Annotated in this window: 25 protein-coding genes and 1 tRNA gene; 19 read left to right on the forward strand and 7 right to left on the reverse strand. The window is 62.4% G+C overall.

Features of this window, described 5'->3' with window-relative positions:
* Positions 1-52 precede the first annotated feature (52 nt).
* Together Q0025_RS06460 and hemC are read right to left on the reverse strand one after the other, a co-directional pair.
* Positions 53-763 (reverse strand): uroporphyrinogen-III synthase, encoded by a 711-nt coding sequence (locus tag Q0025_RS06460; protein WP_297297191.1) that lies wholly within the window; start codon positions 761-763, stop codon positions 53-55.
* A gap of 2 nt (positions 764-765) precedes the next feature.
* Positions 766-1707: a hydroxymethylbilane synthase gene (gene hemC, locus Q0025_RS06465; RefSeq protein WP_297297274.1), complete on the reverse strand. Its 942-nt coding sequence runs from the start codon at positions 1705-1707 to the stop codon at positions 766-768.
* 179 nt (positions 1708-1886) lie between these two features.
* Between hemC and tsaD the strand changes: the two genes are divergently transcribed.
* Genes tsaD through Q0025_RS06480 form a run of 3 tightly spaced genes read left to right on the forward strand, consistent with a single transcriptional unit; the run spans position 1887 to position 4379 of the window.
* Positions 1887-2945 (forward strand): tRNA (adenosine(37)-N6)-threonylcarbamoyltransferase complex transferase subunit TsaD, encoded by a 1059-nt coding sequence (gene tsaD, locus Q0025_RS06470; protein ID WP_297297193.1) that lies wholly within the window; start codon positions 1887-1889, stop codon positions 2943-2945.
* Positions 2946-3965 (forward strand): NAD(P)H-dependent glycerol-3-phosphate dehydrogenase, encoded by a 1020-nt coding sequence (locus tag Q0025_RS06475; protein WP_297297194.1) that lies wholly within the window; start codon positions 2946-2948, stop codon positions 3963-3965.
* Positions 3966-3968: 3 nt separating this feature from the next.
* Positions 3969-4379 carry an EVE domain-containing protein gene (locus tag Q0025_RS06480; protein ID WP_297297196.1) on the forward strand — a complete coding sequence of 137 codons (411 nt, stop codon included), beginning with the start codon at positions 3969-3971 and terminating at the stop codon, positions 4377-4379.
* Positions 4380-4618: 239 nt separating this feature from the next.
* Here Q0025_RS06480 and Q0025_RS06485 read toward each other — a convergent pair whose 3' ends face one another.
* The 3 genes from Q0025_RS06485 to Q0025_RS06495 all read right to left on the reverse strand — a co-directional run bounded on the left by Q0025_RS06485 (position 4619) and on the right by Q0025_RS06495 (position 8590).
* On the reverse strand, positions 4619-6043 hold the full coding sequence (locus Q0025_RS06485) for a PQQ-dependent sugar dehydrogenase (protein ID WP_297297198.1): 1425 nt from the start codon (positions 6041-6043) through the stop codon (positions 4619-4621).
* A gap of 367 nt (positions 6044-6410) precedes the next feature.
* Positions 6411-7628: a hypothetical protein gene (locus Q0025_RS06490; RefSeq protein WP_297297200.1), complete on the reverse strand. Its 1218-nt coding sequence runs from the start codon at positions 7626-7628 to the stop codon at positions 6411-6413.
* A complete protein-coding gene (locus tag Q0025_RS06495) occupies positions 7625-8590 on the reverse strand; it encodes a glycosyltransferase (protein ID WP_297297202.1) in 966 nt (321 codons plus the stop codon). Before Q0025_RS06495 ends, Q0025_RS06490 begins: the two co-directional genes overlap by 4 nt.
* Positions 8591-8887: 297 nt before the next feature.
* Between Q0025_RS06495 and Q0025_RS06500 the strand changes: the two genes are divergently transcribed.
* From Q0025_RS06500 to trmB, 16 genes are all read left to right on the forward strand, one after another.
* Positions 8888-9067, forward strand: a complete 180-nt coding sequence (locus tag Q0025_RS06500; protein ID WP_297297204.1) for a hypothetical protein — start codon at positions 8888-8890, stop codon at positions 9065-9067.
* 80 nt (positions 9068-9147) lie between these two features.
* A complete protein-coding gene (locus Q0025_RS06505) occupies positions 9148-9939 on the forward strand; it encodes an inositol monophosphatase family protein (RefSeq protein WP_297297206.1) in 792 nt (263 codons plus the stop codon).
* Positions 9940-10000: 61 nt separating this feature from the next.
* Positions 10001-10981, forward strand: coding sequence for a flagellar motor protein MotA (locus Q0025_RS06510; RefSeq protein ID WP_297297208.1), 981 nt, complete (start codon positions 10001-10003; stop codon positions 10979-10981).
* On the forward strand, positions 10981-12009 hold the full coding sequence (locus Q0025_RS06515) for a peptidoglycan -binding protein (protein ID WP_297297209.1): 1029 nt from the start codon (positions 10981-10983) through the stop codon (positions 12007-12009). The genes Q0025_RS06510 and Q0025_RS06515 overlap by 1 nt, the downstream gene beginning before the upstream one ends.
* An 80-nt stretch (positions 12010-12089) precedes the next feature.
* A tRNA-Ile gene (locus Q0025_RS06520) sits at positions 12090-12166 on the forward strand.
* Between the two features lie 115 nt (positions 12167-12281).
* On the forward strand, positions 12282-12845 hold the full coding sequence (locus Q0025_RS06525) for a NifU family protein (protein ID WP_297297211.1): 564 nt from the start codon (positions 12282-12284) through the stop codon (positions 12843-12845).
* Positions 12846-12867: 22 nt separating this feature from the next.
* Positions 12868-13557 (forward strand): tRNA (adenosine(37)-N6)-threonylcarbamoyltransferase complex dimerization subunit type 1 TsaB, encoded by a 690-nt coding sequence (gene tsaB, locus Q0025_RS06530; RefSeq protein ID WP_297297213.1) that lies wholly within the window; start codon positions 12868-12870, stop codon positions 13555-13557.
* Positions 13557-14090: a ribosomal protein S18-alanine N-acetyltransferase gene (gene rimI / locus Q0025_RS06535; protein ID WP_297297215.1), complete on the forward strand. Its 534-nt coding sequence runs from the start codon at positions 13557-13559 to the stop codon at positions 14088-14090. The genes tsaB and rimI overlap by 1 nt, the downstream gene beginning before the upstream one ends.
* A gap of 72 nt (positions 14091-14162) precedes the next feature.
* A complete protein-coding gene (gene miaB, locus Q0025_RS06540; RefSeq protein ID WP_297297217.1) occupies positions 14163-15578 on the forward strand; it encodes a tRNA (N6-isopentenyl adenosine(37)-C2)-methylthiotransferase MiaB in 1416 nt (471 codons plus the stop codon).
* A 17-nt stretch (positions 15579-15595) separates the two neighbouring features.
* Positions 15596-16633: a PhoH family protein gene (locus Q0025_RS06545; RefSeq protein ID WP_297297219.1), complete on the forward strand. Its 1038-nt coding sequence runs from the start codon at positions 15596-15598 to the stop codon at positions 16631-16633.
* Positions 16630-17121, forward strand: coding sequence for an rRNA maturation RNase YbeY (ybeY, locus tag Q0025_RS06550; protein WP_297297220.1), 492 nt, complete (start codon positions 16630-16632; stop codon positions 17119-17121). Before Q0025_RS06545 ends, ybeY begins: the two co-directional genes overlap by 4 nt.
* Positions 17118-18140: a hemolysin family protein gene (locus Q0025_RS06555; protein ID WP_297297222.1), complete on the forward strand. Its 1023-nt coding sequence runs from the start codon at positions 17118-17120 to the stop codon at positions 18138-18140. The genes ybeY and Q0025_RS06555 overlap by 4 nt, the downstream gene beginning before the upstream one ends.
* A 136-nt stretch (positions 18141-18276) precedes the next feature.
* Positions 18277-19908, forward strand: coding sequence for an apolipoprotein N-acyltransferase (gene lnt / locus Q0025_RS06560; RefSeq protein WP_297297224.1), 1632 nt, complete (start codon positions 18277-18279; stop codon positions 19906-19908).
* Between the two features lie 253 nt (positions 19909-20161).
* Positions 20162-20626: a helix-turn-helix transcriptional regulator gene (locus tag Q0025_RS06565; protein ID WP_297297226.1), complete on the forward strand. Its 465-nt coding sequence runs from the start codon at positions 20162-20164 to the stop codon at positions 20624-20626.
* 156 nt (positions 20627-20782) lie between these two features.
* On the forward strand, positions 20783-21979 hold the full coding sequence (metK, locus tag Q0025_RS06570) for a methionine adenosyltransferase (protein ID WP_297297228.1): 1197 nt from the start codon (positions 20783-20785) through the stop codon (positions 21977-21979).
* A 56-nt stretch (positions 21980-22035) separates the two neighbouring features.
* Positions 22036-22725 carry a tRNA (guanosine(46)-N7)-methyltransferase TrmB gene (trmB, locus tag Q0025_RS06575; RefSeq protein WP_297297230.1) on the forward strand — a complete coding sequence of 230 codons (690 nt, stop codon included), beginning with the start codon at positions 22036-22038 and terminating at the stop codon, positions 22723-22725.
* Between the two features lie 15 nt (positions 22726-22740).
* Here trmB and Q0025_RS06580 read toward each other — a convergent pair whose 3' ends face one another.
* Positions 22741-23514 (reverse strand): SprT family zinc-dependent metalloprotease, encoded by a 774-nt coding sequence (locus Q0025_RS06580; RefSeq protein ID WP_297297232.1) that lies wholly within the window; start codon positions 23512-23514, stop codon positions 22741-22743.
* A 133-nt stretch (positions 23515-23647) separates the two neighbouring features.
* Positions 23648-24907, reverse strand: coding sequence for a polyhydroxyalkanoate depolymerase (phaZ, locus tag Q0025_RS06585; RefSeq protein ID WP_297297234.1), 1260 nt, complete (start codon positions 24905-24907; stop codon positions 23648-23650).
* Between the last annotated feature and the right edge of the window lie 283 nt (positions 24908-25190).

Consider the following 25190-nt stretch of genomic DNA (forward strand, 5'->3'; position numbering starts at 1 on the left):
ATCTATCACCGATGTGTCATCCGACATACCGGCACGCTTGTAAGATATTTGTTCAGGCCGGCAGCAAAGCCAGCATCGAATCTTCGTCAGGCTGCGCCGCCACCGCAACGGAAGCCAGATCGCTCGCGCGCAAGGGCGCCGCGGCATCTTCGGAAATGGCGATGTGGTGCAGCGATGCCGGGTCGAAACCTTCCGCATCCAACAATTCTAAAAGGATCGCCGCGCTTCGCCGCGAATAATGCAAGACGGCGCCGATCGTGCCGTCATCCAAGGCGGCCAAGGCCTCGTCGCTGAAGCGCGACGCAGCCGCCGCCGCGTAAGTTTCGAGGAGGTCGAGCGCGAACCCCGCATCGATGCACATTTTCTCGAGATCCGGCTTACGGTCGCGGCCGGCGAGATAGAGCGCGCGCGTAAAGGAGCGCAATTGGGCAATGAGCTTGGGCGCCAGATCCTTGACTTCGGCGGCGACGACGGCCGGCCCGGTGAAGCCCGCCGTGCGCGCCGCCGTCAATGTCTTCTGCCCGACAAGATAGAGCGGCAGAAGCCGCCGCACCTCCGCGGTCGGAAAGTCCGCCTCGGTTTGCAGCGCCTCGAAAGCGCGGGCGCTCGTCGCCACGAGAAAGTCGACGGTTCGCGACGGCCAGACCGCGCCGGTCGGCACGACGGCGATGACCGGCGAGATGACCGCTTCGTGTCCGAGCACGGCGAGAACGGCGGCGGTTTCGACGGCCTGCTCGATCGGCCGCGTGACAAGCACCTGCATCGTCAGCCCGCCAAAAAGCCGGCCGGCGCTTGCGCCAGAAGCGCCCGCGCCGCGTTTTCGCCGAGACTGATCGCATCGATCTGCGGGGCCTGCATCTGCGTCTCGAAAAATTGCGAGCCGTCCGGCCGCAGGATAATCGCGCGCAGATGCAACGCGTCCCCTTCAAGCCAAGCATGGCCGCCGATCGGTGTCCGGCACGAGCCGTCGAGCACTTGCAGCAATGCCCGCTCGCAGGCGAGCGCAACGCCCGTCGCCTGATCGAGGATCGGCTGCAGCGCCGCGGCGATCGGCGCATCGTCGCTGCGCAGCGTAAGGGCGATCGCGCCCTGGCCGACGGCGGGAACGAAGTCCGCCGCGTCGAGCAATCGCGTCGCCTTATCGGTGAGACCGAGGCGTTTGAGCCCCGCCAGCGCCAGGATCGTCGCGTCGATCTCTCCTCGGGCGAGCTTGGCAAGCCGCGTCTCGACATTGCCGCGCAGCAGCGTGATGGCGAGATCGGGCCGCAGCCGCAGCAGCATGGCGCTCCGACGCAGCGACGCGGTGCCGACGATACTCCCCGCCGGCAGGTCGCGCGGGTCGGCCGCCTTGGCGGAGATCCAGACGTCCCGCACATCTTCACGCGGCAAAAAACCGGCGATGCTAATGCCTTGCGGCAGGAACGTCGGCAGGTCTTTGGCGGAATGAACGGCAAAGTCGATCTGACCGCGCATGAGGGCGCTATCGAGTTCCTTGGTGAACAGGCCCTTGCCGCCGGCCTCCGCCAGCGCGCGATCCTGGATCGCGTCCCCGGTCGTGCGGATCGGAACAATCTCGATCTCCAACGCGCCGTTGGCCACCGCGAGCCTGCGTTTCACCTCTTCGGCCTGCGCCAGGGCGAGGGGGCTGCCGCGCGTGCCGAGTTTTAACCGCGCCGGTAAGGCGCTTGCCGCATGAGAATCTGGAATTGGCGATTTCCTTGTGTTTTTAGATAATTGTGACAGGCCGTCTGGGTTGGCCGGATGTTTTGCACCAAAACCCGGCCCGACGCCAAGCCAAAGGGCTTTAGCGAAGCGCAGATCGATACTATGCCTTTGCGGCGGGGCAGCGGCATCGGCACCTTTTCCCCAAGCCGTTGAGATCACTCATGCGTTTTCTCGGAATCGAAACCACTTGCGACGAGACGGCGGCGGCCGTCGTCGCGCTCAAGCCGGACGGCGGCGGCGAAATCCTCTCGAACGAGGTGTTCAGCCAGATCGCCGAGCACCAGGCCTATGGCGGCGTCGTGCCGGAAATCGCCGCCCGCGCCCATGTCGAAGTGCTCGACCGGCTGATCCTGCGCGCCCTCGACGATGCCAAGCTTGAACTCGCCGATCTCGACGGCATCGCCGCAGCCGCCGGCCCCGGCCTCATCGGCGGCGTCATGATCGGGCTAACCACCGGCAAGGCCTTGGCGCTCGCCGCCCGAAAACCCTTCGTCGCGATCAACCATCTCGAAGCCCATGCCCTCACCGCGCGTCTCGCCGGCGGCCTCGATTTTCCCTATCTGCTGCTGCTCGTCTCCGGCGGCCATACCCAGCTCGTCGCCGTGCGCGGCGTCGGCGATTACCTGCGCCTCGGCGCGACGGTCGACGATGCGGTCGGCGAAGCCTTCGACAAGGTCGCCAAAATGCTCGGCCTTCCCTACCCCGGCGGTCCACAGGTCGAACGCGAAGCCTTGAAAGGCGATCCGACCCGTTTCGACCTGCCGCGTCCGATGCTCGGCCGGCCAAAGCCCGACTTTTCCTTCTCCGGCCTCAAGACCGCAGTACGGCTCGAAGCCGAGAAAATCGCCCCGCTCAATGCCGCGGCGGTCGCCGACCTCTGCGCCTCGTTTCAGGCCGCCGTCGTCGATACATTGGTCGATCGGCTGCGCGCCGGCATCCGCGTCTTCGGCGAAAGGCTTGGTCCTTGCCAGGCGATGGTCGTGGCGGGCGGCGTCGCCGCCAATTCGTCGATCCGCCGGGCCCTGATGCGCTTTTGCGGCGAAAGCGGCCTGCGGCTTGTCGTGCCGCCGATCGGGCTTTGCACCGACAATGGCGCGATGATCGCCTGGGCGGGCATCGAGCGGCTGCGGCTCGGCCTCAGCGATGATATGACCTTCGCCGCGCGGCCGCGCTGGCCGCTCGACAGCGATGCCGAAGTCCTGCATCACGGCAAGGCCTGAATGCCCGATCATCAACATATCGCCGTGCTCGGCGCCGGCGCCTGGGGCACGGTGCTCGCCAACCTTGCCGCGCGCCATGCGGCGACGGTGCATCTGTGGACGCGCGAGCCCGCCCATGCCGCGGAAATGGCGGCGACCGGCGTCAACGCGCGCCGCCTGCCGGGCGTGCCGCTCGCCCCCAACCTCACGCCGACCGCGAGGCTCGACGATGTCGCGATGGCGAGCGTGATCTTGCTCGCCGTGCCGGCGCAAGCCGTGCGGCAGACTTTGACGGCGCTTGCGGGAATCGCCGCGCCCAATGTCCCGCTCATCCTCTGCGCCAAGGGCATTGAACGCGCATCGGGGCTTTTTCTCAGCGACGTGATCGGCGAAATCCTGCCGGCCAATCCGCCAGCCGTGCTCTCCGGGCCGAGCTTCGCCGCGGATGTCGCCAAAGGACTGCCGACGGCCGTCACCCTCGCCGCAGAGAGCGAAGATGAGGCGGCGGACCTCGCACGAACGCTCGCAGCGCCATGGTTCCGGCTCTATCATTCGCGCGACATCCGCGGCCTCGAGATCGGCGGCGCGGCGAAGAACGTGCTTGCGATCGCGAGCGGCATCGCCGCCGGCCGCGGCCTTGGCGCAAGCGCCGGCGCGGCGCTGATCGCCCGCGGCTTCGCCGAACTCTCGCGCTTCGGCCGCGCCTTCGGCGCCGACGTGACGACGCTGGCCGGCCTCTCCGGCCTCGGCGATTTGGTCTTGACCTGCACCTCGGGGCAGTCGCGCAACTTTTCGCTTGGCCTGGCGCTGGGCCGTGGCAATGATCTCGCGTCGGCCCGCGCCGACGGACAATTGACCGAAGGCGTCTTTACGAGCGGCGTGCTGGTCGATCTCGCGCATCAGAAAAACATCGACATGCCGATCTGCGAAGCCGTCGATGCGGTGCTTGCCGAACGCATCGGCATCGATGCGGCGATCGAAGCGCTGCTGGCACGGCCGGCGAAATCCGAATTGGCGCAGGCGCTGACAGAGGAAAAGTAATCCATGGCGCATTGGCTTCTGAAGAGCGAGCCGTCGAGCTGGTCCTGGCAGCAGCAGGTCGAGGCCGGCGCCAAGGGCACGTTCTGGAACGGCGTGCGCAACCACAGCGCCAAGCTTCATCTCATGGCGATGAAGGTCGGCGAGACGGCCTTCTTCTATCATTCGAACGAGGGCAAAGAGATCGTCGGCATCGTGACGATCATCAAGCCCTATTATCCCGATCCGACCGACGAAAGCGGCAAATTCGGCATGGTCGACGTGCGCGCCGACACGCCGCTGAAACATCCGGTGACGCTCGAAGCGATCAAGGCCGAGCCGCGGCTCAAGGACATGGTGCTCGTCAACAATTCACGGCTCTCCGTACAGCCTGTGACGGAGGCCGAATGGAACTTGATCTGCAAGATGGGCGGTTGAGACAGGCCGCGTGATTTTTAAAGGGCCGCTATTCAAGAAGTCGTTTTGCAAACCGCTCACCTGGATTTCACTGCATGGCCTTTATAGCGGGCTACGATTGAACGAGATTACGGATGATGGGGCATACGCCAAAGATCATACGCGCGCGCAAACTTATTCGTACCGAAACTCACGCGCCGGATCGAAATAGAAACTTGATCGCCGAATGACGACAACTAAATCAGAGACCTTGCACTGGGCTAATTGAAAGTAGAGAAATATGAGTCGAGCTGTCGGATTTCTTCCGGCGTTAGAGCTTTTGCAATGCCTCGCATGACCGGATCGGCAGTTTCCGAGGTAGCCAATCGTTTCAGGTTCGACGTGATCTCCCCAAGTTTGAGATCGTAGATATCTGGGATACCGGCATGCGAGACATGTGGGAGGTGGCAGGTTTCGCATGTCCTCGCTTCGTCCAAGATGACAGAGCCGCGGTCAATTTGCGGGTCTTCTCTACGCACATCTGGCCAATCGAGCTGAATTACATAGAACAGATCAGGGTCGGCCTTGGCGTAAAGCGTCCCATCGCTATCCTGTTTCAGATATCGGATTCTGCTTTTCAGATTGATGATAGGTTCGCTATACATGCCGCGCCCGTCATCGAGCAGCACGCGATAGATGCCGTTCCCTCGTAGAGATGCGATAAGAACTGAGCCGCCCCAGTCCTTGAACATGCTGTTGGTGTGCACTACTGTAAGATCGGTAACGCCGATATCAGGAACATAAGCGAATAGTGGTTTTTTACCGAAATCATGATGGCCCCATTGTTCCTCGCCTCTTGCGGGTCTGAAGTCGGCATTCCCAACGTGTAGATAGCTAATGCCGTAGGATGAGATAGGCCATCCGAAATTGTCCCCTTGTTCGACTTCATTTAATTCGTCGCCGCCCTTTGGACCTTGATCAGTGTCGAATAACTTTTTTGTTTCAGGATCGAAATAGAGTCCCTCTGAATTCCTAAGGCCTATTGCGTAATTTGATACGCTGTGCCCGTCGAATTTTAGAATTTTTCCATAAGGCGACTGTGCGTCTTGCGCCGCGATGTTGAAGCCGAAATCGCCAACGCTAAAATATATATTCCCAATCTCATCCAGCGATATCGATCCGCCGGCCTGCGTCCCGATAAGAGATTCGATGTTTGGGCAGTCGAACAAGCTCTTGAACCATCCTTGAGAACCGGGAATTTTCTCGGGCGATGAGAAAATTTCTGTTGGTGCGCCGAGCGAAAACGGCGCCACGGTCAACGGATATTCGAAGACTTTGACGACCAAGCAATGACCATCTTCGATGCTCTGGGTATCAATAAAAAGTCGGCCGCGCGCGGCGTCGAATTTCATCCCTTTTACGCCGAATAAGAGCCTGTTCGGTAAGCGCGTGGTCACGGCAGCAGGGGATTCGGCTCCGGCGCAAAATACATCCTTTGCGTTCGGCAACGGCTTATGCTCGATGATATGAAAGCCATCGCTTCGAAGCTCTGCTATCGTCGCGATCCCGCACCTGCTCACGAAAAGAAATTTGTTTTTCGCCAATATTTCGAACGGCCCCGAGACGCCGGAGTCGTCTAAAAATGGCAATTCAAATTTGGTGGCGACAAGATTGTAATAGAGTGTCTCTGAGCGGAGTTTTTCCATAGGAGGTGTTGCCTCAGCGCATAACCCGGACGATGAATTCAAAGGTGAGACAATTGCCAGACAGAATACAAAAAGCGACCGCCGCCAGACCACGTCTATAATCGATGTTATCATAACGCTTCTTCCCGACTTCCCAGGGAGCGGTTGCCGCGACTTTTTGGGCAGAGAGAGGAAACATTACGCTTAAGCTTATGCTAGTCTAGTGAGTCCCGCGTCGAACTAAGTATCGGTCGCGCGTCAGGGCGTTCTCCAACAGCCCAAACGGTACATATCGAAGATGTATAACTAAGTAAGAAATCAATCACTTACAGCAAAATCATCAAACCGCCCATCTTGAAGATGGGCGGACTATAGCTTTTCGGTCGCTCTACGCGCCGATGCGTAGCGTTGACCGCAGGATCTTCATGATTTCCATGCAGGAGAAATCATAATCTTCATCGCCGACAGATTTCATCTTCCCGGCAGGAACGAAGTCCGCGAAGGGACCGCCTTGCGGAACTTCCCGTTCCTGCTTCATCGCAATCCGGCATAGCCATGCGGGGCCGTAAACGATGCTCGGGACTTTCAACAGCCAACCGGGAATGACATTGCCGGATCCTATGGGGCCAATGATCAGATCGCAGGACGCATAGAGCGGCAGTTTTTCCTGCAAGCGAAGACCGATCAGGGAGCGAATGCGCGTCGATGCCAATCCGGCGGTCAGCGCGCAAAAGAAACGCCGCTCATCGGTGATGACCGGCTGCATAGCATCTGCGTCTACGGCGGTTTTGGCGTGACCGTCGATAAATATTTCGCAGTTTGGGTACGCCTGAAGCAGTGTTTTGAGAACAATGCGCAATCCGGCGCGCTGCGAGAGCCAGCGCCGCGACGTCAGCCGGATCTGCAGACAAAACCGCGGGCGCGGCGGGGTGCCAAAGGCATCAAGCTGAAGGAGCGAGAGCAATTGTTGGCGCGCCGAATCAGGAATGACCAATCCTGCGAACCGAAGCATCGGCCCGTCCCAAACAAGGTATTTGCCGAGCTTGCCGGAAGACGAGCCGAGCTTGCCAGCTTTGATTGCAAACGCCGACATGATGTTCAGGTAGTCGCAGCCATGAGAGAACCACATCGCGTTTTCGGGCAAAAGCCCAAGATCGCGCGCGCAGACGAGTCCGACGCATTCCTGCCAGATATGATGGCCGAGGTTTTGGATCATGCCGAACATGACGAGCGGAGGCGCGCTGCGCTTGCCGCCGACCAATCGCAACAGTCGCTTGATACAGAAGATGAATGCGATATGTTTGCGATGCGGACGCGCATCATAAGGATAGTCGTATAGCGACCCGTGAGGAAACGCGTCGAATAATGCGAACTCGCCGCAATAGATCGCATAAATCGTTACAAAAACCCGAACCTTTCCATTTTGATAAACGAGATAAAGGTAGGGCACGTCCCCGTCTTCGACAGATAAGGAAAAGCATATGTGATTTTTCGCATGCTGCGTTTGTCGGACAAAACTCTCCTGCATGTCGTCGATTCTGAAATGCGACCGCCGCGGAAAGACGGCGCGCATCCGGTCGAAATATTCAATAATCGCGCGGCTCATCGCGCGATCGCGGGCGCGAACCTGAACCGCGTCGAAAGACGCGATATGAAGGACGACGGCGGCTCAAACTTTGCGAGCTGGTCGTAATAGCGGCTGATCAAAGGCCAGCCGAGCTTCGGCGCCAGCGAAAGCAGCAGGGACTTCGTCGCGTCGGGATCGCCGATCGACCTCACGCCATCGCATTCGATCGACAGAGAGTGAAAAGCCTCGCGCTCGTCCTCGCTGAGCGTCGGCCATAGATCCAGGGCGCAGGCAATCCGCTCGCGCACGATCCTCGTCTCCAAGGCGATCTGCGACAGTTCGCGCGGCCCATGGCTCGAATGATGGTGGCGATAGGCAATGAGCGGCTCCGGCAGATTGGCCACCATCCCGGCTTGCGCGGCCTGCCAGTTGAACCACCAGTCCGAGCACGTCTTCAAGCTGTCGTCAAACCTGAGCTTGAGCGCGCGCACCGCCGCGCCATTCAAAATCACGCTGGCGACCGAGAAACACCACCAAAAGCACAGCTGGGACATGATGGCGTCGTGATCGGCGGGATAGGTCTTGCGGCCCGAGTAATGATCGATGTCGAGCGCGCCGCTTTTCTCATGCAGCCAGAAATGCGTGTCCGAACCCGACATGACGAGCGCCGGGTTGGCGGCCATGAAGGCGACCTGTTTGGCCAGGCGGTGGCGCACGCTGACATCGTCGGCATGCGCCATCACCAGATAATCATGGCTCAGAGTGTCGAGCGCCTCGTTGATCCGGCGCGACGGACTTGTTCCCGGCGTTGAAATGATGCTGATGCGCGTGTCGCGTCTTTGCAGCGCCTTGGCGATGTCCAAAGTGGCATCGTCCGATCCGCCGTCGAGGATCAGCAGATCGAATGCCGTCAAGGACTGATCCAGAATGCTTTCGATAGCCTCCGCCAAATAGCGCTGGGCATTGAGCGTCGGCATCAAAACGGCGCACTGACTCCCCATGGTCGATCCCGCCCCAAATCAATCATTTGCATCTCAATGAAAAATAACCTTGAGCTTATCAGGACGCGCGGAGGTTGCAAGGGTCTTTGCGTTCCCGCCGGACGGGCGCGCCGCGCGACTGTCCAAAATTTCTTCAAAGTCATGGCGTTAAGCTGGATCGACCGCATCTTCGGCGGAGCCGGGGTTTGTGAACGGAACGCCGCTCCCGCTCATGACACGCACCGCCATCGCAGCCGCCGATGACGATCGCCGCCACCGGCTTGACCAAATGAATCTGGTTGGCCTGACGCCGGCGCAATGAAACCTTTGAACAAAGGACGCAGCGCGACAATACACACCGTGACAATGACGGCGCTGCCGGCCTTCAGGCCGATGCCGATGGAAAGCCAAAGCGACCTGGAAGCGACCATAGCAGAAGCCGGCTCGGACGCGATCCATTCGGCCGAAGCGATCGAGGAGGCGCCGCACAGCGCTTGACGTGCCTGCTCCAAGCGGGCACAGACCCCGATCAATTGCCCCGGCAATTCTTGCTCCGCCGCTCGAGACCAGCTTCCTCTATGATCCGCTCCGCCTTGATGAATGTGATGACCGCCGCGGCGCTGAAGGCCGGGCGCGGCCTGAAGCGCGATTTCGGCGAGGTGGAGAATCTGCAGGTGTCGGTCAAGGGCCCCGGCGATTTCGTCTCCGCCGCCGACAGGAAATCCGAAAAGACGCTGTTCGAGGAACTCGCCAAGGCGCGGCCGGGCTATGGCTTCGTGATGGAAGAATCCGGCATCGTCGAGGGCACGGACAAGAGCCACACCTGGTACATCGACCCGCTCGACGGCACGACCAATTTTCTGCACGGCCTGCCGATCTTCGCCATTTCGATCGGCCTCGCCCGCGAAGGCCAGATCGTCGCCGGCCTCGTCTATAATCCTGCCACTGACGACATGTATGTCGCGGAAAAGGGCCAGGGCGCCTATCTCAACAACCGCCGGCTCCGCGTCGCCGCGCGACGCGACTTCGCCGATGCACTCGTCGGCTGCGGCATTCCGCATCTCGGCAAGAAGGATCACGACCGCTTCCAGAGGGAATTCGCCACCGTCATGGCGCGCGCCTCCAATCTGCGCCGCCTTGGCGCCGTGGCGCTCGACCTTTGCTTCGTCGCGCAGGGCGCCTATGACGGCTTCTGGGAGCGCCACCTGAAATCCTGGGACATGGCGGCGGGCATTTTGATCATCCGCGAGGCGGGCGGCTTCGTCACCGATGCCGACGGCGGCACCGATATTTTCGGAACCGGCTCGATTTGCGCCGGAAATGAGGCCATCCATTCGCAATTATTGGCGCTCATTCGCCCTGCCCGCTAAAACCGATCTGTGCTAGACAAACGCCAAGATTTGGCGGGGAAGCGAAGGCGGAGCGCGTCCGATGGCGGTCGAAATTGATCCATACAAATTGTCGTCGCCGCGAATCTATCTCGTCCGCATGGTCGTGTTCCTGATCCTCGTCGGTTTCGCTGCGCTGATCCTGAACAAACAGATCAAGACCGCCTTTCTCGCCAACCCCGGCCTCAACAGCCTGATCTTCTTCGTGCTCTTTGTCGGCATCGTGCTGGCCCTGCGGCAGGTGATCCGGCTCTTCCGCGAAGTGCGCTGGGTCAACGCCCTATCGCGCGGCTATGAGAACGAAGTCGCACAGCCCATTCTCCTGGCGCCGATCGCGACATTGCTCGGCGGCCGGCCGGTGAGCCAGGCGGCGGTCCCGACCCTGACGTTGCGGGCGATTCTCGACTCGATCGGCACAAGGCTCGACGAGGCACGCGACACGTCGCGCTATCTGACCGGCCTGCTCATTTTTCTCGGCCTGCTCGGCACCTTCTGGGGGTTGCTCACCACCGTCGGCTCGATCGGCGGCATCCTCAACTCGATGCAGACCGGCGGCGATGCCGCGGTGATGTTCGACGATCTGAAGAACAATCTGGCGCGGCCGCTCGCCGGCATGAGCATTTCCTTCACCTCGTCGCTTTTCGGCCTCGCGGGCTCGCTGGTGCTCGGCTTTCTCGACCTGCAGGCGGGCCAGGCGCAAAACCGTTTCTATAACGAGCTCGAAGACAATCTGACCGCCAAGACGACCCCGGCCGATCTCCCGGTCGAACACTTGCCCATTTCCGAGACCGTGCCGCACGATCTGCGTGCCGCGCTGGAAAAGATCGCCGCCGCGGCAGACCAGACACACGCCCGCGCCACCTCGATCGCCATGGCCAATCTTGCCGACGGCGTCCAGAGCCTCGTCCAGCACATGCGCACCGAGCAGCAGATGATCCGCGATTGGGTCGAGGCCCAGGCGGCGCAGAACAATGAAGTGAAGGACGTATTGAAGCAGATCGCCAGCGAAACGGAGCGCGGCTGATGCCGGCGGTTCGTTCGCGGCGCGCGCAACGCCCGATCGATTATTGGCCGGGCTTCGTCGATGCGCTGACGACGATGCTGCTCGTCATCACCTTTCTGCTCTCGGTGTTCATGCTGGCGCAATTCTTTCTCGCCCGCGAAGTCACCGGCAAGGACACGGTGCTGACCAAGCTCAATAAGCAGATCGCCGAACTGACCGCGCAACTCGCCCTGGCGCAGACGAACCGGGCCGACGCGCAAAATCAGCTGGCCGCGCTGAGTGCGACCCTGGCGAGCGAACAAAAAAAGAATGCTGCACTCCAAGGCGAGATGGCCGCGGCCGGCGCCGGTGCCGGCAGCGCCGACCAGCGGGTCGTAGCCGCCGAACAGGCGCTGCAAGCGGAAAAGCAGGTCTCCGCCCAGGCGCTGGCGCAGGTCGAAATCCTCAATCAGCAGATCGGCGCACTGCGCAAGCAATTGGCGGCCATCGAGGATGCGCTGGCCGCGTCCGAAGCGCGCGACAAGCAATCGCAGGCCAAGATCGCGGACCTCGGCTCGCGACTCAATATCGCCCTGGCGCAGAAGGTGCAGGAGCTGGCGCGCTATCGCTCGGACTTCTTCGGCCGGCTGCGGCAGATTCTCGGCGACCGCCCCGATATCCGCACCGTCGGCGACCGTTTCGTTTTCCAATCCGAAGTTCTGTTCGATACCGGGAAGGCGGTGCTCAATCCCGCCGGCGAAAGCGAGCTCGACAAGCTCGCCTCGGCCGTCATCGAGCTCAACAAGGAAATCCCGCCCGAAATTCCCTGGGTCCTGCGCGTCGACGGCCATACCGACAAGCGGCCGATCCAGTCGCCAGAGTTTCATTCGAACTGGGATCTCTCTGCCGCGCGCGCCATCGCCGTCGTGCAATATCTGATCAGCAAGGGCGTGCCCGCCGACCGGCTCGTCGCCGCAGGATTCGGCGAATTCCAGCCGATCGATCCAGGCGACAACGAAGCCGCCTATGCCAAGAACCGCCGCATCGAATTGAAGCTGACCGAGAAGTGAGTTCGGCCGGCGTGCGGCGCCGGCGGCTTGCACGCGCCGCCAAGTTCGGTGTAATGCCCGCAACCTCGGCAGACATTGCCGGGCCGGTAGCTCAATTGGTTAGAGCCGGCCGCTCATAACGGTCTGGTTGCAGGTTCAAGTCCTGCCCGGCCCACCAATACTGGTGATTCGGTCGGTGCATCGTCCAATTCACGGCTTGCTCAGGCAAAATTCCTCGCCCATATAGAAAACACGTCCAACTCCGGCCTTGAACCGGATATTGGGAGCAGGCCATGTTCATCGAAACCGAACTGACGCCGAATCCGGCGACATTGAAATTCCTGCCCGGCCGGCAAGTGATGCCGGACGGCACGCTCGACATTCCCGATGCCTCGGGCGCCGCGCAATCGCCGCTCGCCGAAGCTTTGTTCGAAATTCCGGGCGTCGCCGGCGTCTATTTCGGCAGCGATTTCATCACCGTGACGAAGAATGCCAGCGACTGGCCGGCGCTGAAGCCGGCAATCCTCGGCGTCATCATGGAACATTTCACATCCGGCGCGCCGCTGCTCGCCGCGGGTGTCACCGGCGACCCGGACGACGAGCCGGATGAATTCTTTGCCGCCGAAGATGCCGAGACGGTCGAGACGATCAAGGAATTGATCGAGACGCGCGTGCGGCCGTCGGTTGCCGGCGACGGCGGCGATATCAAGTTTCGCGGTTTCCGCGACGGCACCGTCTATCTGGCGATGAAGGGCTCATGCTCGGGCTGCCCGTCGTCCACAGCGACGCTGCGGCACGGGATCGAAAATCTGCTGCGCCACTACGTGCCGGGGGTGCAGACGGTGCAATCCATCTGAGCGGGAGATCAAACGCAGCCGGATGACCCGAATCCTTGCGATCGACACGGCGCTCGACGCCGTTTCCGCCTGCGTTTACGACGATAGCGCCGACGATCTTTTCGTATCCGAGACGATCGTCATGCAGCGCGGCCAGGCCGAAGCGCTGATGCCGCTGCTTGACCGCGTGGTCTCGGAGGCCGGCGGCTTCGATACGCTCGATCGCATCGCCGTCACGGTCGGCCCCGGCTCCTTCACCGGCTTGCGTGTCGGCATTGCCGCCGCCCGGGCGATCGGCATCGCCTGCCGCGTTCCCGTCGTCGGCGTCTCGACGCTCGCCGCCTTGGCGGCGCCGCTGATTCTGGCGGGAGAGCCCGGCCTTGTCGTGCCGGCGATCGACGCCAAACATGGCAGCATTTATTTCGCCGTCTTTGGTCCCGACGGGCGGGCGCTGGTGGCGCCGCGCGTCGCCACGGTGCGCGAGGCGGTGCGGCTGCTCGGCACCGGGCCGATTCGTATGGCAGGCTCCGGTGCGCCGATGCTGGCGATCGAGGCCTGGTCGGCCCGCCTGACGGCGGAGGTCGTCGGCGAGACGGGCGCCCCGGACATCGGCTATGTCGCGCGGCTCGGCCTGCTCGCCGATCCGCATGGCGCACCGCCGCGGCCGCTCTATCTCAAGCCGCCGGACGCCAAGCCCCAAGACCAGAGCCAGATTCCGCTCGCGCCTGCCTGATGCGCAACTGGTTTCGCAAGGAATTCGGCAAGAGAGCCGGCAAGGGAGTCGGCACGTCCGCGACGCCGTCGATCCGCCGCCTCGGCCCGCAAGGCGGCAAGGCCTGCGCCAGCATCCATGCGCAGAGCTTTCCTCATCCGTGGAGCACGGAGGAGTTCGAGAGCCTGCTCGCCGCCCGCGACGTCATCGCCCATGCGGCCATGCGGCCCGCCAGCCTCAGGCACTGGGCGGCCGGCCCCGCCGGCTTCGTCCTCTCGCGGCAAGCGGCCGATGAGGCGGAAATCTTGACCCTTGCGGTCGCGCCCGGAGCGCGCAGGCGGGGAATTGGCGCGGCGCTTTTGGCCAATCACCTGCCGGCGCTGGCGGCCGCCGGGGTCCGATGCCTATTTTTGGAGGTGGAAGCGGATAATAAAGCCGCGATCAAGCTTTACCAAAGCTTCGGCTTCCGTCAGGTCGGCGAGCGCAAGGCCTATTATCGCGCCGCCGACGGCGGCCGCGCCACCGCCCTGGTTTTACGCCGCGATCTTGCTTAGCAGCGTGGCGGCCAAGGCAAATTCGGGTTAAAAGGAGCAACGGGCGCCGCCCATTGGCCGCCTACGAGGACCATGACCGAAACAATCGATTTGCCCGTCGAGACGGCCGCCGAGCCGCAAAATGCCGCGCCGCGCCGCAAGCTGTTCATCAAGTCATATGGCTGTCAGATGAATGCTTACGATGCGCAGAAAATGACCGATTTGCTGGCGCCTGCGGGCTTCGACGAAACCCAAACCTTGGACGACGCGGACCTCGTCATTCTCAACACCTGTCACATCCGCGAGCGCGCGGCGGAGAAGATTTTCTCGGAGCTCGGCAAGGTGCGCGAAGTCAAGGATGCGCGCCGCGCCGGCGGTCTCGCCACCCAGGTTGTCGTTGCCGGCTGCGTCGCCCAGGCCGGAGGCGGCGAAATCGTGCGCCGCCAAAAGGCCGTCGATCTCGTCGTCGGCCCGCAGAATTATCATCGCCTGCCCGAGCTCCTGCGCCGCGCCGAAGCCATGCCGGTGATCGACACCGAGTTTCCGGTCGAGGACAAGTTCGATTTTCTCGTCACGCCGCCGCGCCGCGTCACGCAAGCGCGCGGCGTTGCCGCCTTCGTCACCGTGCAGGAAGGCTGCGACAAATTCTGCACCTTCTGCGTCGTGCCCTATACGCGCGGCGCGGAAGTCTCGCGCCCGGTCGAAAAGATCGTCGCCGAGGTCGCGGATTTGGCCGCGGCGGGCGTCCGCGAGATCACGCTCCTCGGCCAGAACGTCAATGCCTATCACGGCGAAGGTCCGGATGGGCGGGTCTGGTCGCTCGCCAAGCTCTGCGCGCGGCTCGCCGAAGTTCCAGGGATCGCCCGGCTGCGCTATACGACGAGCCATCCCAACGACATGGATGGCGATCTCATCGCCGCGCATCGCGATCTGCCGGCGCTGATGCCCTATCTGCATTTGCCGGTGCAGTCGGGTGCCGACGCGATCCTGAGCCGGATGAATCGCAAGCACGACCGCGCCGCTTATCGCGACATCGTGCGGCGGCTTCGCGATGCCTGCCCCGATATCGCGCTTTCTTCCGATTTCATCGTCGGCTTTCCCGGCGAGAGCGATGCGGATTTCGCGGCGACGCTCGATCTTGTCCAGGAGGTCACCTTCGCCAGCGCCTTTTCGTTCAAATACTCGCCGCGGCCGGGCACGCCCGGCGCCGAAATGGATGAACAAGTGCCCGAGGCGGTGAAGGTCGCGCGGCTCGCCGCGTTGCAAGAGCTGCTCGACGCGCAGCGCCTCGCCTTCAACCGAAGCCTCGTTGGCAGAACTCTTGCTGTTCTCTTCGAGAAAAAAGGGCGCCATGTCGGACAAATCGCCGGGCGGTCTCCCTATCTACAACCTGTCCAGGTCGAGGCGCCGGAGGCGCTCATCGGCCGGATTCTGCCCGTCGAGATCACCGGCTTGGCGTCGAATTCGCTATTTGGGCGCCTGATGCCCGAGGAGACACAGAGGCTTTGAGACCATCTGACCGTTCGATGTCGCTGCGCGGCGATTCCACGCCGGTTCCTTTGGCGCCCGAGGCTCCGGCACAAGTGACCCTGGCCTTCGACGACAACAAGCACGCTTCGCTGCTCTTCGGTCTCTACGATCAGAACCTTGCCAAGGTCGAACGCAAGCTCGGCGTCGTCGCCAATGCGCTCGGCAATCAGGTCACGATCAAAGGCCCGGCGGATGCCTGCGAACAGGCGCGCGAAGTGCTCGAAATGCTGTACGGCCGCGTCAAGCTCGGTCAAGAGGTGGGACCCGGCGATGTCGACGGCGCGATCGAGGAACGCGCCCTGCAAGGCTCGCTGTTCCCCAATGCCGATATTCCGCGCACCCATTTCGAGCAGATCAGCACGCGCCGGCGCGGCGTGGTGCGGGCCCGCAATGCGGCGCAGGATCTTTATATCCGCTGCCTGAAGCGTCAGGAGCTTTGCTTCGCCGAAGGCCCGGCCGGAACCGGCAAGACCTGGCTTGCCGTCGGCTATGCCGTCTCGCTGCTCGAACAGGGCATCGTCGAACGGCTGATCCTCTCGCGCCCCGCGGTCGAGGCGGGCGAACGGCTTGGCTTCCTGCCCGGCGACATGCGCGAAAAGGTCGATCCTTATCTGCGGCCGATCTTCGACGCGCTCAATGATTTCATGGATCCGCGCATGGTCGAGCGCGGCATGCAGACGGGCATGATCGAGGTGGCGCCGCTCGCCTTCATGCGCGGCCGCACCCTGACCAATGCCTGCGTGCTGCTCGACGAGGCGCAGAATACGACCTCGGTGCAGATGAAAATGTTCCTGACCCGGCTCGGCGAAGGCTCGCGCATGATCGTCACCGGCGACCCGTCGCAGGTCGATCTGCCCGTGGGACAGATCTCCGGCCTTGCCGAAGCGATCGGCCTGCTCGCTAGCATCGAAAGCGTTGGCCATATCCGCTTCGCCGACAGCGATGTCGTGCGTCATGATCTCGTCCGCCGCATCGTCTCGGCCTATGAAGCGCGGACACGCGCGCCGGCGCTTGAGGGAAAGCCGCGGCGATGAGCGAAGCACCCTTGATCGATTTCGTCGTCGAAGGGGCGCTTTGGGAAAATGCCCCCGACGTTCCCGGCTGGACGGCCGCGTCGATCGGCGAAGCAATTCTCAAGTCGGGCGTCAAACTCAAGCCCGGCGTCGAGATCAGCATTCTGCTGACCGATGACGAAGCGATTCGAAAACTCAATCGGCAATGGCGCGGCAAAGATCAGGCGACGAATGTCCTCTCATTTCCCGCACCGGGCGAAGTCGAGACGCGGCAAGCGCTCGGCGACATTGCGATCGCCTATGAGACCTGCGCGCGCGAAGCCGGGGCCGAATTGAAGACCTTTCAAGCGCATGTGACGCATCTCGTCGTCCATGGCTTTTTGCATCTCATCGGTTTTGATCACGAGACGGAGGCGGAAGCGCTCGAGATGGAAGCGCTGGAGCGCGACATTCTCGCCGCGCTCGGCATTTCCGACCCCTATGCCGTCCGCGTTGCGAGCGTCGAATGAGCATCAACGGCGACCCGGACTCTAGTCACGAAAAATCCGGCAAGCAGGGATTGCTCGGCCGGTTGCGTGCCTTGCTCGGCCTCGGCGGCGGCTCGTTGCGCGAGGATGTGCAGGAGGCGATCGAGGAGATCACCGAAGCCTCGGGCTTCTCGCCGCTCGAACGCGAGATGCTCAACAACGTGCTCTCGCTGCACGAGATCCGCGTCGTCGACATCATGATCCCCCGCGCCGACATTATCGGCGTCGCTTACGATGCGAGCCTCGCCGAAGTGCTCGACGCCTTCCGCACCGCCGGCCATTCGCGCCTTCCCGTCTATGCCGAAAATCTCGACGATCCGCGCGGCATGGTCCATATCCGCGACCTCGTCGATCTGATCGCCAATCTGACCGACGGCTTCAAGCTCAATGCGCCGCGGCCGGGGCAGCGCGGCTTCGGCGACATCACATTGGCGGAATCCGGCATTCTGCGGCCGGTGCTGTTTGCCCCGCCCTCCATGCCGGCGCTCGATCTGCTCGTCAAAATGCAGACGACGCGCACGCATATGGCGCTCGTCATCGACGAATATGGCGGCACCGACGGATTGGCCTCGATCGAGGATGTCGTCGAGATGATCGTCGGCGATATCGAGGACGAGCATGACGACGACGAGACGCCGAAGATAGAGAGCGGCCCGGACGGCACCTTCGTCGTCGATGCACGCGCGAGCCTCGGCGATGTTTCGCAAGTGCTCGGCCATGATCTCTCCGAGCTTGTCGATGCCGAAGACGTCGATACGCTCGGCGGCCTCGTGACAAACCTGGCCGGACATGTTCCGCTGCGCGGTGAAACGCTGACCACGGAAGGTTTCCAATTCGAGGTTCTTGACGCCGATCCGCGCCGGGTGAAGCGAATCAAGATTCGCCCGGCCGCCGCCGAAGAGCCTCTGGCGCCCGGCGGCGAGCCGCCGGCGCAGGAGGCGCATCCGCCGCAATCCGGACCTGGCGAGCCTCAAAAAGCCGGTCGAGCATCGGACCGATAGTGCGAAGCGGTTTTCGGACGAATCCGATGCAGATAAAACGGGGCGGGGCTGCCGATTCGGCAGGAGCGTCAGCCTGCCCGCTCCGGCACCCAATGGATTTTTTCGCTCTTTTCCCTCCTCCCGATCCGCCCGAGACATGTATTCAGTCGCCGAATTCGTGATCCTCGCCGGCGGCTGGCGACGCCGGCTGATCGCCTTCGCCGGCGGCGCCTGCGGCGCGCTCGCCTTGGCGCCGGTCGATTTCCTTTTCGCTATGATCGTGCCGATGACGCTCGCCGTCTGGCTCATCGATGGCGCGGCGGAGGCAAAGCAAAGTCCCGGCGCTCCTATGCGCTCGGCGGCGCTCCGCAACGCCTTCAGCGCCGGCTGGTGGTGGGGCTTTGGCTATTTTGTCGCCGGCTTCTGGTGGCTCGGTGCAGCCTTTCTGGTCGAGCCGCAGGATTTCGTCTGGGCGATGCCGCTCGGCATCTTCGGCCTGCCGGCTTTTCTCGCGCTGTTCCCCGCCTTCGGTTTCGCGCTGGCGCGGCTTGGCTGGTCGGGCGGACCGGCGCGCGTGCTGATGCTCGCCGCCGGCCTCGGCTTCAGCGAATGGCTGCGCGAACATGTGTTCACAGGCTTCCCTTGGAACGATTACGGGATGGCGCTTGGCGATCATCTCGTCCTCGCGCAATTCGCGGCAATCGGCGGCCTGCCGGCGCTCAATGTTCTGACCGTCGCGATTTTCGCTGCGCCGGCTTTGTTGGCCGATGCCCGGATGAAGAAAGGCCAGCGACGGATACCGGCCGGCGTGATGGTCGCTGCGGCCGTACTGCTGAGCCTTGCCGGTTTTGGCGCTTTGCGACTGGCGGCGCCGCCGCCCGGAAACGTGCCCGGCGTCAAAGTCCGGCTGATGCAGCCCAATGTCACCGAGGATGATAATTTCAGCCCCGCGCACAAGGATGAAATCGTCGCGCGCTATCTTGCCCTGTCCGATCGCGCGACAAGCCCCGCGAATACCGGATTGGCCGATGTCACGCTGCTCGTCTGGCCGGAATCGGCCTTCCCGTTCATTCTGACCGAAGATCCGCCCTCGCTCGCCGCCATCGGCGGTGCCCTACCGCCCAGCACGACGCTGGTGACCGGCGCCGCGCGCGTCGGCATCGTCAGTCAAGGCGGCCGCGATTATCCGGCCTATTTCAATTCCATGCTCGCCATCGCCCGCGGCGGTATCATTCTCGACACTTACGACAAAGTGCATCTCGTGCCGTTCGGCGAATACCTGCCATTCGAATCCACGCTCCGGCATCTCGGCTTGCATCATTTCGTCCATATCCCCGGCGGCTTCGCGCCGGGCGCGGCGCATCGGCTGATGAATCTGCCGGGATTGCCGCCCGTCATGGCGCTCATCTGCTATGAAGCGATCTTTCCGGAAGAAGCGTTGCCGCCGGGCCTGCCGCCCGGCACCGAGCCGGGGCTCATCATCAACGTCACCAACGATGCCTGGTTCGGCAACACCGCCGGGCCTTATCAGCATCTGGCGCAGGCGCGGCTTTTGAGCATTGAGCAAGGCCTGCCGATGTTGCGCGATGCCAATACCGGCATCTCGGCGATCATCGATCCTTATGGCCGCGTGCAACGCTTTCTGGGTTTGCAACAGGAAGGTGTCGTCGATGGCGCATTGCCCGAAAAGATTGCGATGCCCCCTTTCGCGAGAGCGCCATTTCTCGCCGGTATTTTAGCTTGGGTTGTAGCGTTTTGCGCCGCGCTCGCGCTGCGAGGGATCGTTTGACAATGGCTAACAACACGGTTTTATATGGCAAAATCTGCTGTGGGGGCAAAAACGAAACGCTGCATTGTCGGGCCTCGAAATAAGCTTGAGGCGCAGCGTTGCGTTTCATTCGCGTCACGGACTATCGCGCGAGAAACAGATAATTCGATCCGTCTTTCGTCGTGGTCACCCACTCGAATTGTGTAGATTGCCGCGTGCTGGGAGTCGGATGCGTTCGATTCCCCACTGGGCAGCGGCTAGGAGAATGTGATTCGTGAAGAAGGCTCCGAATCCGATTGACCGTCATGTCGGCAGCCGCGTCCGTATGCGTCGAGTCCTTCTCGGAATGAGTCAGGAAAAGCTTGGTGAAGCCCTAGGCCTGACATTTCAGCAAATCCAAAAATATGAGAAAGGCACCAATCGGATCGGGGCCAGCCGTTTGCAGCAGATCTCCCGCACGCTCAACGTTCCGCCGGCTTTCTTTTTCGAGGGCGCGCCGATGCAGGACGAGCCCGCCTTGGCCAACGGCTCGGACGCACTCGGCGTCGCTGAGCAGCCGAGTTCAACCTTCATTCTCGACTTCATCGCCACGGCAGAAGGGCTGCATCTCAACAAAGCCTTCGCCCGCATCCAGGATCCGAAGGTGCGCAAGCGCATCATCGACCTGATCGCCAGCCTTGGCAGCGACGAGCCCGCGGCTGGGGCGGCGGCCGGAAACGGCCAGGCTGAGAAGCCCTGAACTAAATTCGTTATAACGAACGTTAAGCCGTGAATGGCTTGACGAAAAGAACGGATTGGCCGAAAGTCGATCAAATCGCTTGGCCTCGTGTCTCTTCCCGCCGCAGCCGAGCCGATTTCCACCTCTTTCCAGCATGTGGCGACGTTGGAGTGTTTCGTGCCCCGGCAAAACTATCTGTTTACGAGCGAATCCGTCTCTGAAGGCCATCCTGACAAGGTCTGCGATCGTATCTCCGACGAAATCGTCGATTTGTTCTTCCGCGAATCCGCCAAGGCCGGCATCGATCCCTACCAGGTGCGTGTCGCTTGCGAGACCTTGGCGACAACAAACCACGTCGTTATCGCCGGCGAAACGCGCGGCCCCGAACTCTCGCCCGAAATCATTGAACAAACCGCGCGCAAGGCGATCAAAGCCATCGGTTACGAGCAGGATGGCTTCCACTGGCAGCATTGCAAATTCGAAGTGCTGCTGCATGGCCAATCCGTCGATATCGCACAGGGCGTCGATGCAGCCGGCAACAAGGACGAAGGCGCCGGCGACCAGGGCATCATGTTCGGCTTCGCCTGCCGCGAAACGCCGGAGCTGATGCCGGCGCCGCTCTATTATTCGCACAAGATCCTACAGACGCTGGCCGCCGCCCGCCACGCCGGCGAAGGCGATGCGGCCAAGCTCGGCCCCGACGCCAAGAGCCAGGTGACGATCCGTTATGTCGACGGCAAACCGGTTGCGGCAACGCAGATCGTGCTCTCGACGCAGCACCTCGACCCGAACCTCACCTCGGACGATGTCCGCGCCATCGTCGAGCCCTATATCCGCAAGACGCTGCCGGCGCATTGGATCACCGACAAGACCATCTGGCACGTCAATCCGACCGGCAAATTCGTCATCGGCGGACCGGACGGCGACACCGGCCTCACCGGCCGCAAGATCATCGTCGATACGTACGGCGGCGCGGCCCCGCATGGCGGCGGCGCCTTCTCCGGCAAAGATCCGACCAAGGTCGATCGCTCGGCTGCCTATGCGGCGCGCTATCTCGCCAAGAACATCGTCGCCGCCGACCTCGCCGACCGCGTGACGATCCAGCTCGCCTATGCCATCGGCTATTCCGAGCCGCTGTCGATCTATGTCGACACGCATGGCACCGGCCGCGTGCCGGAAGAGAAGCTCGAATTGGCGCTGCCGCAGATCATGCGCCTGTCGCCGCGCGGCATCCGCGACCATCTGCAACTCAACCGTCCGATCTATGCCCGCACCGCGGCCTATGGCCATTTCGGCCGGCCGCCCGAAGCCGACGGCGGCTTTTCCTGGGAGAAGACCGATCTCGTCGATAAACTGCGGGCAAGCTTCAACTGACGCAGCGGAACGAGCGTGCGCAGCGGTTTGCGGATACATCCGGTACGGCCGAAACGATGATCGACGAACACGCCCCTGCGGCGCGCCTTTATGGGCGCCGCAAGGGCAAGAAGCTGAGCGCGCATCAGCAGAGCTTGCTCGAGACTTTGCTGCCGCGGCTGGCGCTCGATCCGGCGCGGCCGATCGCCGATGCGGCGGGCTTGTTCCCGCATGCCTCCGAACAGGTCTGGCTCGAAATTGGCTTCGGCGGCGGCGAGCATCTCGCGGCGGAAGCCGCGGCACATTCCGATCAGGGCTTTATCGGCTGCGAATTCTTCGAGAACGGCGTCGTCAAGGCACTGTCGCTGATCGCCGAACAGGACCTCGATAACATCCGCCTCTATCAGGGCGATGCCCGTCTCATCATCGATGCGCTGCCGGCACGAAGCCTTGCCGGCGCTTATTTGCTCTATCCCGATCCCTGGCCGAAACGGCGCCAGCGCAAGCGCCGCTTTCTTTCCGGCGACATGCTGAAGCGGCTCGCGCGCATCGTGCGTGCAGGCGGAGAAATCCGCTTCGCGACCGATATCGACGACAATGCCGCATGGACGCTCGCCCGCGCGCTCGATTCGTCCGACTTCGAATGGCAGGCCAAGACGGCACGCGACTGGCGCGAACCCTGGGCCGGCTGGGCCTCGACGCGGTACGAAGCCAAGGCGCTCGCCGCCGGGCGCAAGCCCGTCTACCTTACCTTCGTGCGCAAATGATCTGGCCGGAAACGATCAGGCCTTGTACGGCCCGAAACGCAAGAGACCGGCGCCGTTGACCTTCAGCCAACTTTCGGCGCGATCGACATGCACTGAGAGCTTGCCGACGATTTTCCAGAAGGCCGGCGAGTGGTTCATATGGACGAGATGCGCCACCTCGTGCGCGGCCAGATAGTCGAGCACATAGCTTGGCGCCATGATCAGCCGCCAAGAGAAGTTCAGCGCTCCGGTCGAAGAGCACGAGCCCCAGCGGCTCGTCGTATCGCGCAGGGTGATCTTGCGTGGGCTGACGCCGAGCTTGGTGGCATGGCGCGTCACCGCCATCTCGATGTCGCGCTTTGCCTCGCGCATCAAAAAATCCTGCACCCGCCGCGCGACATGCGCGCGCTCGCCGGTCACGCAGAGCATCGGCAAGCTTTTGTCGCTCTCCGGATTGAGCGCAGGCTCGACCCAAGCCATGCCGCGCTGGCGCGGCCGCTCGACGATGCGATGATTGATGCCGCGGATCGGCACGACCTCGCCGCCGCCGAACGGCATCGGCGCCGGCAGGCGTTGCAGCCGCACGCCGATCCAAGCGGCATGTCGCTCGACGAAATTGCGCGCCCCGATGAGCGAGCCGCGCGGCGGCATGGTCAGCACCACATCGCGCGTCGCCGCGCGAACGCGCAAGGTGAAGCGTCGCGCCGTGCTGATGCGTTTCAGGGCGACGCGAAACGTCTCGCCGCCGTGCGAGACGTCGAGAAAGGTAATGTCCGATGTTCTGGGTGCGTTCTTGCGGGGGCCAGGCATGCGGGAATTTTAGCCGCAGCTAGCCTGAGTCGCCACTAAATCGGCGGCTCAAATTGGCGGCATTTTACCTGCAGCCGGAGGCTGTATCTGTCCGTTTTTGCATCGCAACACAGAGGGAGCCGGGCCGTCCTGGTCAGACGGGCGCGACCGCGGCGTGGAACTCGCGGATGCGCGGCGCGACGGACTGGCGGAAGCGCGAGCCGTTGAAGACGCCGTAATGGCCGACATTGTCCTGCTGATAGTGGAGCTTCAGCTTCGAGGGGATGTTGATGCAGAGATCCTGCGCCGCCTTCGTCTGGCCGAGGCCGGAAATATCGTCCTTCTCGCCCTCGACCGTCATCAGCGCGGTGCGGTTGATCGCGGCGAGGTCGATATATTGGTTGTCGTGCGTCATCTTTCCTTCCGGCAGAAGATGGCGCACGAAAACGGTCTCGATCGTCTGCAGATAGAATTCCGCCGTCAGATCCATGACCGCGAGATACTCATCGTAGAATTCGCGGTGCTTTTCGGCGGAATCGCCGTCGCCTTCCATCAGATGGTTGAACATCTCGACATGGGCGTTGAAATGCCGGTCGAAGTTCATGGCCATGAAACCGGTGAGCTGCAAGAAGCCCGGATAGACCGCCCGCCGCGCCCCTGGATAGGGATAGGGCACGGGATGGATGCAATGGTCCTTGAACCATTGACTGCCGCGCGCTTCGGCGAGCTTGTTGACGGCCGTCGGGCTGCGGCGCGTGTCGATCGGACCGCCCATCAAAACCATCGAAGCCGGCACGTCCGGATCATGCAGCTTTTCGAGATGCGCCACGGCGGCGAGCACCGGCACCGCCGGCTGGCAGACCGCGATCGTATGCAGCGGCAACCCGTCCTTGCGTGCGCTGAGCGCGCGGAAAATATCGATCATGTAATCGATGTTGTCGTCGAGATCGAAGCCGCCGCGGGCGATCGGCACCATGCGGGCATCGGCCCAATCGGTGATGTAGACATCGTAAAAAGGGAGGAAGGCCTCCACAGTCCCGCGCAGCAGCGTCGCAAAATGCCCCGACATCGGCGCAACGATCAGAAGCTTCGCTTGCGGCTTGTGCGGCCGCAGCCATTGCCGCTCGAAATGCAGCAATCGGCAGAATGAACGTTCCCAAACAACCTTTTCGAGAACCGGCACCGGCTGGCCGTCGACTATCGTCTCATCGAGGCCGAAAACCGGCTTGCCGTAGCGCCGAGTCAGCCGTTCGAAAATCTCCGCCGAGGCCGCGACATTGCGGCCGACCGGCGTATGCGCCAAGGGATTGAGCGGACTCTTGAACCAGACGCGCGCCACGTCGGACACGGCACGGGCCGGCGCCACGGCCAGATAGGCAAGCTCATGCCATTGATAGGAGAAAGGATCGTTCATTCGCCTGGCCATCCCAGCTGTTCCCTCTATAGGCGCCAACTCGTTCGATCGAGTTTAAGTTTCGCGCCCCGGAGACTTTGCTGCGCTGCAACAAAGCTATTATGGTTATTGTTTAACCGGAACGCAACCCGACCTTCGCGGGAGGAATCCGGCACACATCGATTCGCCTGACGTGCCTTAAAGATAAGGTGCCGACCAGCTCTGCACAATCAATTGTGGCTCGTGCTGGGGGATAGCCACTGGATAATGCATTCTTGGGCCCGCCGCCGCATCAGCGAATTCC

The organism is uncultured Methylovirgula sp., from assembly GCF_947646745.1.
Taxonomy (GTDB): domain Bacteria; phylum Pseudomonadota; class Alphaproteobacteria; order Rhizobiales; family Beijerinckiaceae; genus Methylovirgula.

Bases quoted from the DNA above. Each gene is read 5' to 3' on its own strand.
- Q0025_RS06460 (WP_297297191.1), bottom strand. From the start codon at position 763: ATGCAGGTGCTTGTCACGCGGCCGATCGAGCAGGCCGTCGAAACCGCC.
- tsaD (WP_297297193.1), top strand. From the start codon at position 1,887: ATGCGTTTTCTCGGAATCGAAACCACTTGCGACGAGACGGCGGCGGCC.
- Q0025_RS06475 (WP_297297194.1), top strand. From the start codon at position 2,946: ATGCCCGATCATCAACATATCGCCGTGCTCGGCGCCGGCGCCTGGGGC.
- Q0025_RS06480 (WP_297297196.1), top strand. From the start codon at position 3,969: ATGGCGCATTGGCTTCTGAAGAGCGAGCCGTCGAGCTGGTCCTGGCAG.
- Q0025_RS06485 (WP_297297198.1), bottom strand. From the start codon at position 6,043: ATGGAAAAACTCCGCTCAGAGACACTCTATTACAATCTTGTCGCCACC.
- Q0025_RS06490 (WP_297297200.1), bottom strand. From the start codon at position 7,628: ATGAGCCGCGCGATTATTGAATATTTCGACCGGATGCGCGCCGTCTTT.
- Q0025_RS06495 (WP_297297202.1), bottom strand. From the start codon at position 8,590: ATGGGGAGTCAGTGCGCCGTTTTGATGCCGACGCTCAATGCCCAGCGC.
- Q0025_RS06500 (WP_297297204.1), top strand. From the start codon at position 8,888: ATGAAACCTTTGAACAAAGGACGCAGCGCGACAATACACACCGTGACA.
- Q0025_RS06505 (WP_297297206.1), top strand. From the start codon at position 9,148: ATGATCCGCTCCGCCTTGATGAATGTGATGACCGCCGCGGCGCTGAAG.
- Q0025_RS06510 (WP_297297208.1), top strand. From the start codon at position 10,001: ATGGCGGTCGAAATTGATCCATACAAATTGTCGTCGCCGCGAATCTAT.
- Q0025_RS06515 (WP_297297209.1), top strand. From the start codon at position 10,981: ATGCCGGCGGTTCGTTCGCGGCGCGCGCAACGCCCGATCGATTATTGG.
- Q0025_RS06525 (WP_297297211.1), top strand. From the start codon at position 12,282: ATGTTCATCGAAACCGAACTGACGCCGAATCCGGCGACATTGAAATTC.
- tsaB (WP_297297213.1), top strand. From the start codon at position 12,868: ATGACCCGAATCCTTGCGATCGACACGGCGCTCGACGCCGTTTCCGCC.
- rimI (WP_297297215.1), top strand. From the start codon at position 13,557: ATGCGCAACTGGTTTCGCAAGGAATTCGGCAAGAGAGCCGGCAAGGGA.
- miaB (WP_297297217.1), top strand. From the start codon at position 14,163: ATGACCGAAACAATCGATTTGCCCGTCGAGACGGCCGCCGAGCCGCAA.
- Q0025_RS06545 (WP_297297219.1), top strand. From the start codon at position 15,596: ATGTCGCTGCGCGGCGATTCCACGCCGGTTCCTTTGGCGCCCGAGGCT.
- ybeY (WP_297297220.1), top strand. From the start codon at position 16,630: ATGAGCGAAGCACCCTTGATCGATTTCGTCGTCGAAGGGGCGCTTTGG.
- Q0025_RS06555 (WP_297297222.1), top strand. From the start codon at position 17,118: ATGAGCATCAACGGCGACCCGGACTCTAGTCACGAAAAATCCGGCAAG.
- lnt (WP_297297224.1), top strand. From the start codon at position 18,277: ATGTATTCAGTCGCCGAATTCGTGATCCTCGCCGGCGGCTGGCGACGC.
- trmB (WP_297297230.1), top strand. From the start codon at position 22,036: ATGATCGACGAACACGCCCCTGCGGCGCGCCTTTATGGGCGCCGCAAG.
- Q0025_RS06580 (WP_297297232.1), bottom strand. From the start codon at position 23,514: ATGCCTGGCCCCCGCAAGAACGCACCCAGAACATCGGACATTACCTTT.
- phaZ (WP_297297234.1), bottom strand. From the start codon at position 24,907: ATGAACGATCCTTTCTCCTATCAATGGCATGAGCTTGCCTATCTGGCC.